This window comes from Anaerorudis cellulosivorans, from assembly GCF_025943985.1.
GTDB classification, from domain to species: domain Bacteria; phylum Bacteroidota; class Bacteroidia; order Bacteroidales; family Dysgonomonadaceae; genus Anaerorudis; species Anaerorudis cellulosivorans.
Window position 1 is genome coordinate 18736 of sequence record NZ_JAPCWE010000015.1, and the last position, 17391, is coordinate 36126.

At 41.1% G+C, this 17391-nt stretch carries 12 protein-coding genes; 7 read left to right on the forward strand and 5 right to left on the reverse strand.

Annotated elements, in window-relative coordinates:
• Nucleotides 1-22: 22 nt before the first annotated feature.
• From OLM34_RS09100 to OLM34_RS09115, 4 genes are read right to left on the reverse strand one after another with little or no spacing between them, the layout of a single operon-like run.
• On the reverse strand, nt 23-1246 hold the full coding sequence (locus tag OLM34_RS09100) for an ABC transporter permease (RefSeq protein ID WP_264406789.1): 1224 nt from the start codon (nt 1244-1246) through the stop codon (nt 23-25).
• Nucleotides 1243-2007 (reverse strand): ABC transporter ATP-binding protein, encoded by a 765-nt coding sequence (locus tag OLM34_RS09105; RefSeq protein ID WP_264406791.1) that lies wholly within the window; start codon nt 2005-2007, stop codon nt 1243-1245. The genes OLM34_RS09100 and OLM34_RS09105 overlap by 4 nt, the downstream gene beginning before the upstream one ends.
• 10 nt (nt 2008-2017) lie before the next feature.
• Nucleotides 2018-3217, reverse strand: coding sequence for an efflux RND transporter periplasmic adaptor subunit (locus OLM34_RS09110; RefSeq protein ID WP_264406792.1), 1200 nt, complete (start codon nt 3215-3217; stop codon nt 2018-2020).
• Between the two features lie 29 nt (nt 3218-3246).
• Nucleotides 3247-4584, reverse strand: coding sequence for a TolC family protein (locus OLM34_RS09115; RefSeq protein ID WP_264406794.1), 1338 nt, complete (start codon nt 4582-4584; stop codon nt 3247-3249).
• Nucleotides 4585-4902: 318 nt separating this feature from the next.
• Between OLM34_RS09115 and OLM34_RS09120 the strand changes: the two genes are divergently transcribed.
• From OLM34_RS09120 to OLM34_RS09135, 4 genes are all read left to right on the forward strand, one after another.
• Entirely contained in the window at nt 4903-7635 is a 2733-nt protein-coding gene (locus OLM34_RS09120; protein WP_264406795.1) for a TonB-dependent receptor, read from the forward strand.
• A gap of 61 nt (nt 7636-7696) precedes the next feature.
• Nucleotides 7697-8866 carry a hypothetical protein gene (locus tag OLM34_RS09125; RefSeq protein ID WP_264406796.1) on the forward strand — a complete coding sequence of 390 codons (1170 nt, stop codon included), beginning with the start codon at nt 7697-7699 and terminating at the stop codon, nt 8864-8866.
• Nucleotides 8867-8959: 93 nt separating this feature from the next.
• Nucleotides 8960-9454 (forward strand): toxin-antitoxin system YwqK family antitoxin, encoded by a 495-nt coding sequence (locus tag OLM34_RS09130; protein WP_264406797.1) that lies wholly within the window; start codon nt 8960-8962, stop codon nt 9452-9454.
• A gap of 128 nt (nt 9455-9582) precedes the next feature.
• Nucleotides 9583-9936 carry a carboxypeptidase-like regulatory domain-containing protein gene (locus tag OLM34_RS09135; protein WP_264406798.1) on the forward strand — a complete coding sequence of 118 codons (354 nt, stop codon included), beginning with the start codon at nt 9583-9585 and terminating at the stop codon, nt 9934-9936.
• A gap of 242 nt (nt 9937-10178) precedes the next feature.
• Here OLM34_RS09135 and OLM34_RS09140 read toward each other — a convergent pair whose 3' ends face one another.
• Nucleotides 10179-11381 (reverse strand): saccharopine dehydrogenase family protein, encoded by a 1203-nt coding sequence (locus tag OLM34_RS09140; protein WP_264406799.1) that lies wholly within the window; start codon nt 11379-11381, stop codon nt 10179-10181.
• Between the two features lie 316 nt (nt 11382-11697).
• On the opposite strand from OLM34_RS09140, the gene OLM34_RS09145 reads away from it, so the two are divergent.
• From OLM34_RS09145 to OLM34_RS09155, 3 genes are read left to right on the forward strand one after another with little or no spacing between them, the layout of a single operon-like run.
• On the forward strand, nt 11698-14433 hold the full coding sequence (locus OLM34_RS09145; RefSeq protein ID WP_413777215.1) for an alpha-d-galacturonidase: 2736 nt from the start codon (nt 11698-11700) through the stop codon (nt 14431-14433).
• 29 nt (nt 14434-14462) lie between these two features.
• Nucleotides 14463-15152: an L-rhamnose mutarotase gene (locus OLM34_RS09150; protein WP_264406801.1), complete on the forward strand. Its 690-nt coding sequence runs from the start codon at nt 14463-14465 to the stop codon at nt 15150-15152.
• A 15-nt stretch (nt 15153-15167) separates the two neighbouring features.
• Nucleotides 15168-17381, forward strand: coding sequence for a glycoside hydrolase family 31 protein (locus OLM34_RS09155; RefSeq protein WP_264406802.1), 2214 nt, complete (start codon nt 15168-15170; stop codon nt 17379-17381).
• The last annotated feature ends 10 nt before the right edge of the window (nt 17382-17391 follow it).

Sequence of the window (17391 nt, forward strand, 5' to 3'; positions counted from 1 at the left end):
TTTATTTATTCGCTGGTTGATTTTATTCGTACCGAAGTGCCTCAATGGGATCTAGTCCTGCTGCTTTTCTGGCAGGATACCAGCCAAAAAAGATTCCGATTGCAGAGCATACAACAAACGAAAGGGCCACACTCCACGGCTCGATAAAGACCGGCCATCCGGCAAAGAATTTTACGCCATAGGAGGAGAAGAACCCGAATATTACCCCTATCAATCCGCCCGTTATGCTGATAAGAATGGATTCGATGAGAAATTGCATCAAGATGTCTTTTTCTCGGGCACCCACGCTCATGCGCAATCCAATTTCCTTGATTCGTTCAGTTACCGAAACATACATGATATTCATTATTCCAATGCCGCCCACAAGCAAACTTATGCCTGCCACACATGCCAACAGGATGGTCATCATATCGGATGTGGATGTCAGCATCTCACTTAATTCTTCCTGAGAACGGATTTCGAAATCGTAATCGTCCGGATTGTCAATATTATGGTTGTTAGCTAATATTTGAGTGATGCTTTCTACTGCTTTTGGTGCCAGATCTTCACTTTCGGCAGAGCAAAAAATACCATGCAAATAATCAATGGCCAGAATGCGTTTCTGTACAGCAGTATAGGGAGCCAGCACAATTTCATCCTGATCCATTCCCATCGAATTGTAACCTTTGCTTTCCAATACGCCAATGACCTGAAAAGGTATGGAATTGAAACGAATGATTTTTCCCACCGGATCTTCGCCTTTAGTAAACAGATTGTCTGCAATGGTTTTACCGATAACACATACTTTATTATACCTTTTCACATCAGAATCGGTAAACATGTGGCCCGATTTTATTTTTAATTGACGAATTTCAAGATACGACGGAGCCACACCGGAAATGCTTGCAGGATAATTGTTGTTTTGATAGATAAATTGGCCACTGCTGCTTACATAAGGCGAAACGTCTTTTACATATTGAGCCTTATTACGGATATCTTCACAATCCTTGATTTTAAGTGTTTGTACGTTTGAAGCACTCATGCGTATGCCGCCCACGGCTTTATTATCGTACGGCATAATCATGATCATATTAGCGCCCATTTCCGAAATTTGTTTTTCGATGCTTCGTTTCGACCCTTCTCCAATGGCTAGCATAGCGATCACAGAGGCTACCCCGATGATAATTCCTAACATCGTAAGAAAAGCCCTCATTTTATTTTTTTTCAATGCACGCCACGCAATTCTAAACAAATTGGACAAATTCATATTACTTCCTCCTCTTCATTTTCCTCTTTTGGTAATCGTTCCAACGCTTCGGCTGCTGAAAGGATAGTTTGGTTATAGGTGTCACTTATAATTTTTCCATCGCGTAACACAATATTTCGTTCGCTAAACGAGGCAATTTCATTGTTGTGCGTTACAAAAACGATGGTCTTGCCTTCCCTATGAAGCTCTTGAAACAGTTTGAGAATACTGTACGATGTCCTGGTATCCAAGTTTCCCGTGGCTTCATCGGCAAGAATAACGGCAGGATTATTTACCAGCGCCCTGGCAATTGCTACACGTTGCATTTGCCCACCACTCATTTGGTTACTTTTGTGATATAGTCGGTCTCCCAACTCAACGACCTTCAATGCTTCGATGGCTCTTTTTTGCCGTTCCGAAGTTGATACCTCAGGGTTATACATTAAAGGTAGCTCTACATTTTCGATTGCCGTAGTATTTGGCAGCAAGTTGTAATTCTGGAAAACAAATCCGATTTTGCGGTTCCTCACCCTTGCCCGTTGATCTTTGTTCATGGATTGTACCAACGAACCGTCCAGCAGATAAGTTCCTGAAGTGGGTGTATCCAGGCAACCCAAGATATTGAGTAACGTACTTTTTCCGCTACCCGATTTTCCCATGATGGTTACAAACTGTCCCTCTTCAATCGAAAACGAAATGCCTTTTAATGCATGAACGATTTCGGTTCCGACTTCAAAATTACGTTTAATGTTTGTAAGTTCGATGATTTTTCTTTTCTCCATTGTTTGTTTTTTATCTTGATCCACCACCGTTTCCACGTCTTGCAGGCGGTTTGGGCATGAATGGACTGTCATTTTGAGCGTTCTCTGTTGTATCCATATGTTGAGGAGTAATTCCGGAAGTTGATCCGATGACCACTTTTTCACCTTCCGAAAGACCGGAAACGACTTCTGTGAGTGTGCCGGATTGATTTCCGATTTCAATTTCTTTTGGAATAATCGTATCTTCCTTTACTACCCAAACTGTACGCTTATTTTCGTTTTGAATATTTATTTGTGAAGCGTTTTCAGGAGCAAACGTAAGAGCCTCAGAAGGAATGGTTAATACTTCATTTTTCTCCAGAGTATAAATAGAAACCGTGGCCGTCAATCCGGGTTTCAACTTCAAATCGGGGTTAGGGGCATTAATTACCACTTCATATGTTACCACGTTGTTGGTGATAGTGGCAGATTGTCTCACCTCGGTAATTTCTCCTTGAAATTCTTGATCGGGATAAGCATCAACCGTGAAAGTAACACGCTGCCCTTTCATCACATTTCCTATATCGGCTTCATCTACATCGGCAATGACACGCATTTTGGTCAGATCGTTTGCAATGATGAAAAGGGTAGGAGTGGAGAAACTTGCTGCTACTGTTTGTCCTTCTTCAACTTCACGACTTAGTACTACGCCATCTATTGGAGAATAGATTTTTGCATAACTTAGGTTAGTATGTGCTATTCGATAATTATTGAGGCTTTCGTTATAGTCGTTCGTTGCTTTTTCGTAATTGTATTGCACCGATTCGAAATCAGCTGTACTGACCAATTGCTTCTCATACAGTGTTTTATAACGTTCGTAGTTTTTCTTTTGAAGTTCCATTTGGCTTTTTGCCGATGCCAGTGAACTTTCTGCCGATGAAAGATTGGCAGAAAGTACGGTTTGATCGATTTCGGCCAGTAAATCTCCTTTTTTAACTTCGCTATTATAATCCACATAAATGGTTTCAATCCTTCCGCTGACTTGGGTACCCACCTCAACTTCGGTAATCGGTTCGAGTGTGCCTGTGCAAGTGACAATGTTAGAGATGCTCTCTTTAGTTACTGTAGCAGTAATCCATTTTTCTTCCGTTTTTTTGTTCTTTTTGCAGGATGATATTCCCAACATCACGAGGAGGGCTGCACCTGCTCCCAGCAAAATGATTTTACTCTGTTTATTTAAATTGATTTTCATAGAGTTGTATTTGTTTCGTGTTTCATATTTCATATCAAACCTTGATAGTAATCCAATACTTTTCGGCTCAACAAAGCCATGTATTTTGCTTGAAGCAACTCATGTTGAGCGTTGATCAACGTATTTTTTTCTGTTAATAATTCGATGGTATTTCGAAGTCCCAATCTAAATTGTTCGTCCAACACATTATAGCTTTCCCTGCTGCTTTTCACTTTTTCTTTGGCGGCCATATATTGCGATTGGGCATTGATGGCGTTCAGATAAGCCGTTTCGATGTTGGCATACAGCTCTTTTTGGATGCTCAACCCATTCAGTTTAGATGTTTCCACATTTATTTGCGCTTTTTCTACTGCACTTTTCACTTCACGATTCGAAAAAATGGGGATGTTTACGGAAATTCCGATCGTGTTGTTCCAATTATTCTTCAACTGTGTACCGAAATCGTATGTTGAATGATTATATATGTTACCTGTCACGGCTCCTGCTTGAAGGCTTATTTTGGGCAGATAACCTGCTTTGGCTTTAGCAATTCCCAATTCGGAATACTCTGTTTCCAGTTTACTGCTTTTGATTTGCGGCATCACATTCATGGCTGTTTGGTAAATGAAATTTTTATTGGGAAGCAGCGTTAAAACTTCTTCTTCTTCGGGTTCGATAATGACAATATCCATGGTCTCCAGCGTATCCAACTCTAAAAGTTGTTTGAGTTGAAGCTTGTAGTTTTCCAATGTGACTTTGGCATTAGTTAATTGGTATAAGTCCGATGCATGTTGAGATTCCCATTGTGCCACATCGCTTTTAGTTACGGTACCGGTTTGCAATTTCTCCTTATTGCTCTCCAACTGCTCAGCACTCAACTCCACTGCATTTTCGCAAGTTTTCACCACTTCATCGGCATAGAGAATTTGCAGATAGTTTTGGATAATGGATAGTTTGATGTTGTTTTTGCTTTCCTCGATGTTCAATTGGGCGATCTCATTGTTTATATCTGCTTGCTTGATGTTGTTTGTACGAGCTCCTCCATCGAATATTTGCCATGATGCATTTATGCCATAATTCCCTGTTGCTGAAGAAGATGAGGAGTTGTCCGTTGGAAAAGGATAATTGCTCAGATTCTGATTGATCGATGCCGATAAAAAAGGTAGTAAAGCTGCTCGTGCCAGTTTGGTATCTACCTTGCTGCTTTCTTTTCCTGCAACTGCCTGTTTCACCTGAATGTTGTTTGCCAGTGCATAGTCGATACACGTTTGCAAATCCCATTGTTGCGGAAGCAAATTTTGTTGAGAAAATAGCATTCCTGCATTGAGGGTTAGGGATAAGAACAAAATATATTTTCGTATCCTGTTTTTACTTTTGTCTCTTTCCATCTTTTTTAGTATTTATTTTTCAGCAAAAATAATTTGAGAAAAAGTCGCGAACAAATGAAAAGGACAAAGGGGAAAGATGTATCGACGAACAGGGCTGTTTTTTATACAAAGTGCAGTGTTATTTTTAACAATGAATAAAATAGGCATCATCTATTGAATTACAATCCTCGATGTTTTAGCATAACGTTGTATTTAGGATTGATATGTTGGCGTGTGAGAAACATTTTAATTGGTGTATAAAACTTAACGATAATGTAATTTTTTCTTAATGGGTTTGTAACAATAAAAATAGAGCTTTGCAGCATAAAAAAAGATTGAATGGTTAAGAGAAAGTCAGCATTATCGAAATTATCTGTCCTTGTATTATGTTTTATTAGTGTGACAGACATTTTTGCTCAAACCGGAATCATTAAAGGGAAAATTATCGATTCCAAAACGAATGAACCGCTGATAGGCGCTTCGATTCTTGTCGAAGGTACTACAAATGGTACAGCATCCGATCTGGATGGCAACTTTGTTATTCGTAATGTGCGTGTAGGAAAGGTGAGGCTAAAGGCATCGTATGTAGCATACCGGCCCCAAATTAAATCCGATGTAATTATCGAACAAAATCGGGAAACGATTGTAGATTTTGCATTGCTTCCGGACGAATATGCGCTGAGTGAAGTGGAAGTGGTGGCAAAAGTCAACCGGGAAAGCGAGAATATCTTATTGCTGGAACAAAGAAAGGCGTTGGTTGCTACTCAGGCTGTGGGTGCAAGAGAGCTATCGCGCAAAGGTTTGGGAAACGCAGAAGCAGCAGTTACTGCCATATCCGGAATATCGAAACAAGAGGGGGTAAAGAATGTTTTTATACGTGGTTTGGGTGACCGATATAATTTTACTACACTCAACGGTTTCCCTGTTCCATCTGAAGATCCTGAATACAAAAACATATCTCTCGATTTTTTCGGGAAGGATATTATTCAAAACATCGAAGTGAATAAGGTTTTCACAGGAGGTAATTATGCCGATGTCGGCGGTGCGATTATCGACATATCCACCAAAGAGTTGATAAACGATGGAGCGTTTTCTTTTGATATTTCGGGAGGCATTAATACCAAAACCATCGGCTCTGGTTTTCTAAAACAAGACGGTGTGAATTATTTCGGAATAGCTAATAAAAAACAGCCTTCGACAAATTTACAGGTTTATGATTTTTCCAATAGCCTTGATCCTTCTTCGCTCACGTCACCACTGAATCATAGTTATGGCTTCGCAGGAGGCAAAAGATTTATGTTGGGGGACAATCACAATCCATTTTCGTTTTTTGTGACAGCGGTTCATAGCTCGGATTACTCCTATACCGATGAAACGATAAGGAATACCACGTCAACGGGAGTTGTTTATCAGGATATGGGAGGTAACAAATCATCGCAAAACATCAATCAGCTTATGCTTGCCAATATGAATCTTGAACTCGCCAAAAAACATCAATTGACCTATAACTTCATGCTGGTGCACGACAATGATCAATATGTTGGGAATTATTTGGGTATTTATACCGATAAATATCAGTCAGGAGGTATTTACGATTCGCAGGGATATCTCAGAAGACAGCAGTCGAACGACAATTTGCTCATTACAAATCAGTTAATGGCAAACAGTAAACTTACCGATGTCCTCACCATAGATGCCGGGATTTCGTATAACAATGTTAAGGGAATAGAGCCGGACAGACGATTAAACAATTTGTATCGAAAGACAGAAACTACTTATGAATTATTGGCCGGTACAGGGAATCAACAGCGATATTTTTCGACATTGAAAGAGAACGATATAAATACAAAAGTAGGATTAATATATAAATTCTCTTCTAAGTTTGCCAATGATGCGTCAATGTTGAAAGTGGGTTACAACGGGCGGTTTGTCGGGGATGATTTTGAAGCTGTCGAATACGACATGACCGCTATTAGAGATGAAGCCGTTTCGTTGGATGCTATTCATCTTGATGAGCTGTATAATCAGCAGAATCTTACCAACGGCTTATTTAGTTTGGACAGAAATATCGATCGGTATGAAGTTACGAAAAATATGCATGCAGCTTATGCCGAAGTAACCTATCAGTTTTCACCGTTCTTCACGGGAAATCTTGGGCTGAGATTTGACGATGTTTATCTCTTGGTGGCTTACAATGTCGATCGTGGCGGAACTCGCGGTCAAGCAAAAATTGATAAGTCATATTTCCTTCCGATGTTGAATTTGAAATACGATTTTAGCGATAAGCAAATTCTTCGTTTAGGGATAAGTAAAACGTATACTTTACCACAATCTAAAGAAATATCGCCTTACAAATACATCGGTATAAACTTCAAGAGTCAGGGTAATCCCGATTTAAAACCATCGGACAATTACCATGTCGATCTCAAGTGGGACTACTATTTCAGTCCTTCCGAACTGATCTCCTTTGCAGGTTTTTACAAGTATATCCACAATCCGATTCTGCGTATTGAAGCCAATAATGCCGGAGGTTATCTTACCTACAAAAATATAAGCGACTATGCAATGGTTGGAGGTATCGAAATGGAAATGAGAAAAAATATATTTAACAGAGTAAGTACCGCTGTCGAAAAGACAAATCGATTATCAATCGGACTCAATGCTTCCTATATTTATTCCCATCTGAAAGTAACGAATGTTGAAAATACGCCCGAAAAGAATTCCAAACTCGAAGGAGCGGCTCCTTTTCTTTTGAATGGGGATATTTCCCATACGTATGTTTATCGCAACAAGGTGTTTACCAATTCGTTGGTATGTGGGTTTTTTAGTGACAGAATATATACCATTGGTACTACCGGATTTCAGGATATTGTGGAACAGGGAATCCTTACCTTGGATTTTGTGTCTTCAACCCGATTTAATCGGAATTTTGAGTTCAAATTGAAAGCCGGTAATATATTGAATCCGGCCTACAGATTAACACGCCACGGCAATAATGGCGGAGGAAACGTGATTTTAAGCGAATATAAGAAAGGCGTTGATCTGAGTTTAGGGCTGACATACGATTTTTGAAACAATATAATTTAAACTATTGATTATGAATTTGTTTTTTTATCAATTAAATTTTATCAAGATGAAAAAAATTTTTTTACGTATCGCATTTTTCGTTGCTTTTGTAGCCTTCTTTGGCTTAGTTTCTTGTAGCAGCGATAGTGATGAACCGTCTTCTGTGGTAGATAATGAGTTATCAGGATCTATTTCAGGAACGCGCACATTAGATCCTTCTGTGGAATACAAATTAACCGGAACGTTGATTGTTGAAGAAGGCGGCGTGTTGAATATTCCCGCCGGAACAGTGATTAAGTCACAAAAAGGCTTTAGTAACTATATTTTGGTATTGCAGGGTGGCAAGATCTTTGCAAAAGGAACAGCTGAAAAACCCATTGTGATGACTGCTGATGTTTCCAATGCCGGTTCAGGTTACTGGGGAGGATTAGTCATTAACGGGAAAGCCAAAATTTCCGGCGTTGCCGGTAAGACTGCCACAGGGACAACCGAAATTAACTCTGCCTATCTTTACGGAGGCAACAATGATGAGGATAGCTCAGGCGAACTTACTTATGTCAGGTTGGAATATTGTGGTGCACGTTCGAGTGCTGAGATCGAACATAATGGGCTTACATTGAACGGCGTGGGCAGTGGGACAATAGTCGAAAATATTTATATTTTGGAAAGTGCCGACGACGGGATCGAATTTTTTGGTGGTGCAGTTCACGTAAAGAATTTATTGGTTGTAAATCCGGATGACGACATGTTTGACATGACACAGGGCTATTCCGGTGGAATTGAAAATTGTTACGGTATCTGGGAAACAGGCTATACAAGTACTGAGAGTGATCCACGAGGCGTAGAAGCTGATGGAAACCTCGACGGGAAAACGCCGGATGATGTGAATCAATCCAATTTCCAAATTACCAATATGACCATCGATCTTAAATTACTCGCAAGCACCAATTCAAACGCCATTATGCAGGATGTAATCAAGATACGCCGAGGTGCTACTGCAACCATTACCAATGCATTGGTAAAAGGGACGGGTACTGTTCAGGATTTGGTCGACTGTACCGATGGAGCAGGTGATGCCAATGGCGCAACCAGCATTAGCTTAACAAGTCAATTGAGCACCCCTATTACGGGAACTGATGCCAAGCCGGGAGCAAATAATGCGACAATCAGTATCGGAGGCAACAATTCGGGTTGTCCCACTTCAATTTTTTCTTGGACAGACTATTCCAAGTTTTAATGAAATTGTGGAAATTTTTGTCATGCATGATATAACCTAAGGGAATGGCATGGTGTTTATGAATAAAATGAATAGAATATTGAATTTAAAGGGATGAAGGATATCGGATTTGTGCTCTTGTTTATTATTGCGAGTATCTTTGAGATTCAGGCACAAAACGGTGTCCGGATCCAAGAACAGCAGAAAATTTATTACAGCAACGGCTTTTATTACACAGATAAACAACAGACGGAACTCTATAATGGAGATTACAGGGAATATTACGATAATGGAACGGTACGTTTGGAAATGCAAATCAGAAACGGGGTCCCTGAAGGAACTTATGTGGTTTATTTTGAAAATCGAAGGCCAAAAGAAATTCGTTCTTACGATGAAGGGAAATTGCACGGTTTGTGGCGTACATACGATGTTTCCGGACAACTGATTTCTGAAGCGGAATATAAAAACGGCCAAAAAAACGGAACGTGGCGAATTTGGGACGAACTGGGCACATTGCGTTATGAAATGCATTATCACGAAGGGAAAAAAACCGGCGTTTGGCGCATGTGGGACGAGAATGGGAAGTTGGTTGATGAAAAAAGATTCTGAATCACGCGTCTCGCAGGCATTTCAGAACTGAAAAATTCATAAAATCTTAACCAAAACGTAGTCGTTCCGTAACAAGAATCCCCCATCTTTGTGATCGAAAAAAGGTTTAACAATTAATAATAAGTTGAATGATGAAAACTATGCTGCTATTTTTTATGGCGTTCGTTCTTTCGGTTTCAGCCTATGCCGAGAACGAAAATAACGGGAAGAATGCCAAAACCGCTGAAAAAACAGAAGAACAAGCTGTGGTGAAAATCAGCGGAAATGTGATTGATGAAGAGAGAAACGAAACGTTGGCGGGTGCTGCCGTTTATATCGACAATCAAAAAGTGTATTCCGATTTGGATGGGAACTACATTCTTACGAATGTTGTACCGGGTAAACATCGGTTGAAAGTGGAACTCATTTCGTATAAAACGTTGGAAAATGAAATTGAAGTTTTCCAGGATAGTAAAATTCCTATTCGTCTAAGTCAGGAATAGCTAACTTAGGCTTTCTAATAATGTATCCCGGTTATTGCAGTATAGAGGTATCACGTCCGCTTCATGCTTGCATCAAGGCAGGGACAAAAAAGTCGGATTCTGTAGATTTATTGTAAAAACCACCTCTGTATTTGCAGTAAAAAAAGCAAAATCTTGGAGCAGCGTTGGAGCGAGGATGGTGCAGCCTTGGTACGGACTTGGTGCAGTCATGCTCGCTCCTGTTTATTTTCCTGTATTTTGTCTTACACTTCCAAATCGATATCGAAGAGTTCGTGCCAGGGAAGTCCCTGTTTGTTGAGTTGATCCATAAACGGATCGGGATTAAATTCTTCCACATTGAAAACACCCGGTTTTTTCCAGATGCCTTGCAGGAACAGCATGGCACCAATAGTTGCCGGTACACCGGTAGTATAACTTACCCCTTGCGCTCCCGTTTCGCGGTATGCCGCCTCATGGCTGCAATTGTTGTAGATATAATAGGTGCGTTCTTTGCCATCTTTTATTCCGCGGATACGGCATCCGATGGATGTTTGACCGGTATAGTTTTCGCCCAGTTCTCCCGGGTTGGGAAGAACCGCTTTTAAAAACTGAATGGGAACGATTTTCTGACCGTTAAATTCCACTTCGTCTATACGTGCCATTCCGATATTTTGAATTACCCGCAGGTGAGTGAGGTATTCCTCGCTGAACGTCATCCAGAAACGTGCACGTTGCAGGGAAGGAAAGTTTTTTACCAGCGATTCGAGTTCTTCGTGGTAAATCACATACGATTCTTTGGGCCCGATTTCGGGATAGGTCAGTGGTTTATGAATTTCGTGAGGCTCGGTTTCGATCCATTGGCCATTTTCGTAATATTTGCCTTTTTGGGTCACTTCCCGAATGTTGATTTCGGGATTGAAGTTTGTGGCAAAAGGTTTATGATGATCGCCCGCATTGCAATCCACGATGTCGAGATAGTGAATTTCGTCGAAATGGTGTTTTGCTGCATATGCCGTAAACACGTTGGTTACGCCGGGATCGAAACCACACCCCAGAATAGCGGTTAAGCCTGCTTCGCGAAATTTATCCTTATAAGCCCATTGCCAGCTGTATTCGAAATGGGCTTCGTCTTTCGGTTCATAATTGGCCGTGTCCAGGTAATTTACGCCACATTCGAGACACGCATCCATGATGGTCAAATCCTGATAAGGCAATGCAACGTTGATCACTATTTCCGGTTTGAATTCATCAAACAGTTTTACCAGTTCCGGAACACTGTCGGCATCCACCTGTGCCGTTTGGATGCTGACCCCGGTACGACGTTTAACATCTTCGGCAATATCGTCACATTTGCTCTTGGTGCGGCTTGCCAGTATGATTTCCGTAAATACGTCGTTGTTTTGGGCAACTTTGTTGGCAACTACTCTTCCCACGCCTCCGGCACCGATAATCAATACTTTCCCCATTTCTTTTTCTTTATAAAGATTTATAATTCAACTTTTTCCACAAAAATACAACAATTCTTCCAAATTTTGCCGATTTTCCCGTTCATTTTGTAAATCGCAGATTCGACTACAATGGTGCTGTTGTTGAGAAAGGGGTAAATAAATTGGCAGTATTTGTTTATTACCTATGCTGCAATATTCGCTTTGAGTACATATTGCTATTTTTATCGTCTTTTATGTAATTGCGTTGATTGTTATTGGCACCAAGTATTGAAACATCATGCGTGTTTTTTCATTATCAAGGTATCAAAAGTCAAAAATAGTAAGGTAAAAGTTTATGAACAAAATACGAAATGCTTTTTTTCTCTTGTCACTCTTAATTTTTGTTTCCTGTGAAAAGGAATTGCTCACCGTTGTGACTTTACCCGGTTCGTCTCAACAATTGCAGTTTGGTGTTGAATATTTAAAAAAATCGCTGCTTGAAAAAGATTACCGTTTTTCGGAAAAAGCATTCGATTTCGGCCATTTGCCCGATAAAGGGAAAATGGTAATTGTCCTTGAAGAAAGGGATTCCCTTTTGATGAAAGATTTTTGTAAGAAATACGACATAACTATTCCCGAAGAGATTGGGAAAGAAGGATTTTATATTACCACTAAAAAAAATGTGACGCTTTTGTGTGGAGGAGACCCATCAGGAGCATTGTACGGCTGCTATGAATTGGCCGATTGGTTAAAAGAGAAGAATACTTTTCCGGAAGAAATAAGGGATGTACCCGAAATGGTTTTGAGAGGAGCATGCGTCGGGCTTCAAAAACCCTATTTGTTGCCGGGAAGAGGAGTATATGAATATCCTTATACCCCCGAAAATTTTCCATGGTTTTATGATAAAAATCTCTGGATCAGGTATCTGGATATGTTGGTGGAGAATCGCATGAATACGCTGTATTTGTGGAACGGACATCCGTTTGCCTCGCTGGTGAAGTTGGAAGATTATCCTTTTGCGGTGGAAGTCGACGAAGAGACCTTTAAGAAAAACGAAGAGATGTTTGCTTTTCTTACAGAAGAAGCCGGCAAAAGGGGGATATGGGTGATTCAGATGTTTTACAATATCATAGTCTCTAAACCCTTTGCGGAACATTACGGCATAAAAACGCAGGATAGAAACCGACCGATTACGCCCCTGATATCCGATTATACCCGAAAATCGATAAGTGCCTTTATCCGGAAATATCCGAATGTTGGATTACTTGTTTGTCTGGGAGAAGCAATGGCTACTTATGAAGACGATGTCAGATGGTTTACGGAAACGATTATCCCTGGGGTAAAAGACGGATTGCAAGCTTTAGGGCGTACGGATGAGCCGCCCATTATTCTTCGTGCTCACGATACGGATTGTAAAATGGTGATGGAGAAAGCGCTTCCCCTTTACAAGAACTTGTACACCATGCATAAATACAACGGCGAATCGTTGACGACCTATGAACCACGAGGCCCATGGTCTGAGATTCATCGTGACCTGAGTGCATTGGGATCGGTACATATCGATAATGTGCATATACTGGCTAATCTGGAACCTTTTCGTTATGGTTCTCCCGATTTTATCCGGAAAAGTGTACAGGCCATGCATCGTGTTCATGGTGCCAACGGGTTGCATTTATATCCCCAGGCATCGTATTGGGACTGGCCGTATACCGCCGACAAGTTGCCTAACGGAGAACGGTTGTTGCAGATAGACAGGGATTGGATATGGTATAAAAGCTGGGGTCGTTACGCATGGAAAGCCGATCGTCCGGCGGATGAGGAAGAAGCATATTGGATAAAGCAATTGGGTGATTTTTACGGCTGTGGGAAGGATGCTGTACATATTCTGGAGGCATATGAACAGACCGGAGAGATTTCTCCGAAATTAACCCGTCGTTTTGCTATTACCGAAGGTAATCGCCAGACGTTTCTTTTGGGAATGTTCATGAGTCAATTGGTTAATCCGTATAAATACAAAATCTATCCCGGATTTTACGAATCGTGTGGTCCGGAAGGAGAAAAACTGATCGAATATGTGGAAAAAAAATGGAAAAAAGAGCCGCATGTAGGCGAGTTACCATTGGATATTGTGGCTCAAGCAAAGGAACATGGCGATAAAGCTGTTACTGCAATTGAGAAAACAGAAAAAAAAGTCACGAAAAACAAGGATGAATTTTCGCGATTAAAGAATGATGTCCATTGTTATCGTGAATTTGCGTATTTTTTTGGTGCAAAAGTACGGGCAGCGGAACGTGTGCTCGATTATCAATACAGCAACAACATTGACGATCTGGAAGCAGCTATTCCCTTTATGGAAGAGAGTTTGAAACATTATAGGAAATTGGTTTCGTTGACCAGAGATACCTATCTGTATGCCAACAGCATGCAAACGGCTCAACGGCGAATTCCTATTGGCGGAGATGACGGAAAATATAAAACCTGGAAGGAGCTTTTTCCGCTTTACGAACATGAATTCAAAAATTTTAAAAAGAATCTCCGGATACTGAAAACAGGCGGAAACGAAAAGGGCATCGAAACAATTTCCCCACTTGTTCCTGCTGAAGTAATCTTGATGACACCCAATGCAGAATGGAAGCCTTTGGTGAAAGGTCGACACGTGATTCCGGGAATAGACTCGCAATTAAAGGAAATTGCTCCGGAGCTGAAAAACATGAAGGTGTTGAAGCTTGAAGCCGAATTTCAAAAAAAGAAAGGAACGGTGATCGAATTTGAAACGCACGATTCGGTAAAACTGTTGGTAGGCTATTTCCGTACGGATCAAAAGGGGTATGCAATGGCGCCTGTATTGGAAACGAATGCTTCGGCCAATCAATATGGTCAAGCCGAACCTGTATTGATGAACGCGTTGGCGATTGAAAACCAACCGGCAGTTAATATACATGCCTATTCTTTTCCTGCCGGAAGGCATATGGTCTCACTCGGCAAAGGAATATGTTTGATATTAGGTTTCACGCAATCCGACATCGAATTTCGTAATGTAGGTTTAATGGATGATGATTTTACGGCATCCGTCGATTGGTTGTTTTATTAATAAGAAGGTTATTTATTGTATTATAAACTATGAAGAAGGTGTTGAACTCCGGTAAATTTGTTCTATTGGGATGTTTTCTTCTTTTCCTATCCTGTAAGTCGACGACTGAACGTACGCCTTCAATTTTGGAGGTTGTAGACACACGATCTTTTATACCAAAGGAAGAAATCATTACATTTTGCAGTGAATATCAAATAGATTCCCATTCGATATACTGTTGGAAAAATCATTGGCTTATCTATGCCAACCCCCACGCGATTAATAAGTTGAAAGAAGCAATCGAAGAGCAGTATCCCGATAGCGAAATCAACCTTTACGAAAAGCCCTTTTATTGTTTCAGCAGAGAAGAGCATTGCAACGATAAACCGGTGCGAAGCTGGGATCATGTGATTATGACAGCAAATTTGGTAGAAGATGAAGCAATGCAGCAAGCATATATGGAATACCACCGGACACAATTCGAAAAATGGCCTGAAGTTGCAAAAGGTTTTTGCAACGCCGATTTTCAGCAGGTTCTTGTTTTTCGCAACGGAAGACAACTTATGCTCGTCATCAGTATTCCCAAAGGAAAAAGTTTGGAAGAATTGAATCCGAAAACGGTTGAGCATAATCCACGTGTGGAGGAATGGAATGCGATTATGAACAACTATCAGGAAGGGTTAGCAGATGCTCCTAACGGTAGCACATGGATTACCTTTGAAAAAATAACAGAGGAATAATATAAGACAGGAGGTATGAAACAAACCAATTATCAGCTTTTCGATTTTTTGGATTTTGATGTTAACTTGGATGGAGGAGAACGTCTCTGGAGAGCATGTTTGCCTATGGATATTAGGGAGGAAGATGGAGATATTTTTCTTACCATTCCTTTTCAAAAGCAGTGCAATTCAAACGAAATAAGGCCTGATTTTTCCGAGCCTAGAAAAAATTATATGTTACGAATACGAGCATTGGGATCAACGATTTTACGTATTTCTTTGGCGATAGATCATCCTTTCATGGAGGATTCCGAAATGCTTTGTTTGAGTTCCGATCTGGGGAAAACACCTTTGACTTATCGGAAAGACGAAGAGGAATGGATGATTCGGGATGAAAAAGGAAATACAAGAGTGAAGGTGCTTTTTCCTAAACCTCAGATCGATTGGTGGAGCGATTTGCAGCCCAAACCGGAGGAAACCCTGTTTTTACGTTTTTCCCCCGATGGGAAAAAAGAGATTCCTCTTTCGGCTTATGATATGTTTTCGCCTGCGCGTCACGATGCTTTTGCGTTGGCTTTTGTTGAAAAGAACGGTCAGGCCAATCGGGTCACCTTTTCGTTGGAAGCTAAACCCGATGAGTGTTTTTTTGGTACCGGCGAACGCTTTGCCAAAATGGACCTTTCCGGAAAAACTTTCCGGATGCGTAATCAGGATGCGCAGGGAGTAAACAACCGGAGAGCCTACAAAAACGTACCATTTTATCTTTCTTCCGAGATTTACGGCCTGTTTCTCCATACGTGTTCGTTTGCAAAATTTTCGCTAGCCGATCATTCCACACGTTCGGTTCAGATAATGGCAGAAGAGCCCTTTATCGATTTTTTTTTAATCGGTGGCGACACGTTGGAAGAGGTTTTGTTCGGTTATCGTCAGTTGACGGGATTTCCGCCCATGCCCCCACTTTGGAGTTTCGGGATATGGATGAGCCGCATGACTTATTTTTCGGCAGAAGAGGTGAATGAAATTTGCGAGAGGTTGCGCAAGGAAGATTATCCGTGTGATGTTATTCATTTGGATACAGGTTGGTTTGAAACCGATTGGCTTTGCGAATGGAAATTCAACGAAAAACGCTTTCCTGATCCTGAAAAATTTATTCGGAATCTCAACGAAAAAGGGTTTCGCATCAGTCTGTGGCAACTGCCTTACATTTCTTATCATGCCATGCAGTATAAAGAGGCCGACGAGAATCGGTATATCGGCAAGGGGATTCGACAGCTTTCCGGAGCATCGAATTTCAGTGTGCAGGATTTTGCCGGAACGATAGATTTTACATACGATAAAGCTGTGGAGTGGTATAAAGACTTGTTGCGGAATCTGCTGAAAATGGGAGCGAGTTGCATTAAAGCCGATTTTGGTGAAGATATTCATTTGGATGCGGAATATCAGGGCATGCCGGCCGAAAAATTGCAGAACATCTATCCCCTTTTGTATCAGAAAACCGTATATGAAGTAACGAAAGAAGTTACCGGTGAGGGGATTATCTGGGCTCGAGCCGGATGGGCGGGTTGCCAGCGATATCCGGTTCACTGGGGAGGCGATGCTGCTTGTTCGTGGCACGGTATGGCCGGTTCACTGAAAGGAGGATTACATTTGGGTTTGTCGGGTTTCGGATTTTGGAGTCACGATATTCCCGGATTTCATGGTGTGCCCAATTTTATGAATTCCGTCATACCGGACGATCTTTATGTTCGATGGACACAGTTTGGCGTTTTTACATCGCACATGCGCTATCACGGTACTCATAAGCGCGAACCGTGGGAATATCCCCATGTTTCGGAGATTGTCCGTAAATGGTGGAAATTGCGATACCGGTTAATCCCCTATATCGTCCAACAGAGCGAAAAAACGACCCAAACGGGTTTTCCCATGATAAGGGCATTGATTTTACATCATCCCGATGACAGGACCTGTCGTCACATCGATGATCAATATTATTTCGGCGACTATATGATGGTGGCACCGGTGATGAATTCCTCAGGCAGGCGCGATATCTATTTGCCCGAAGGGAAATGGGTTCACTTTTTCACCCGTGAAATTTTTGAAGGGCCGCTTTGGTTGAAGGATGTAGTGGTCCCTTTGGAAGAGATGCCTGTTTATGTGAAATACGGAGGATCTATCCCTATGTATCCTGAAGATGTGAGTTGTACGGATGAAATGGATATGAAAAAAGTTGTCGAAGTTGTATTTGATTAAAAAAGAAAGC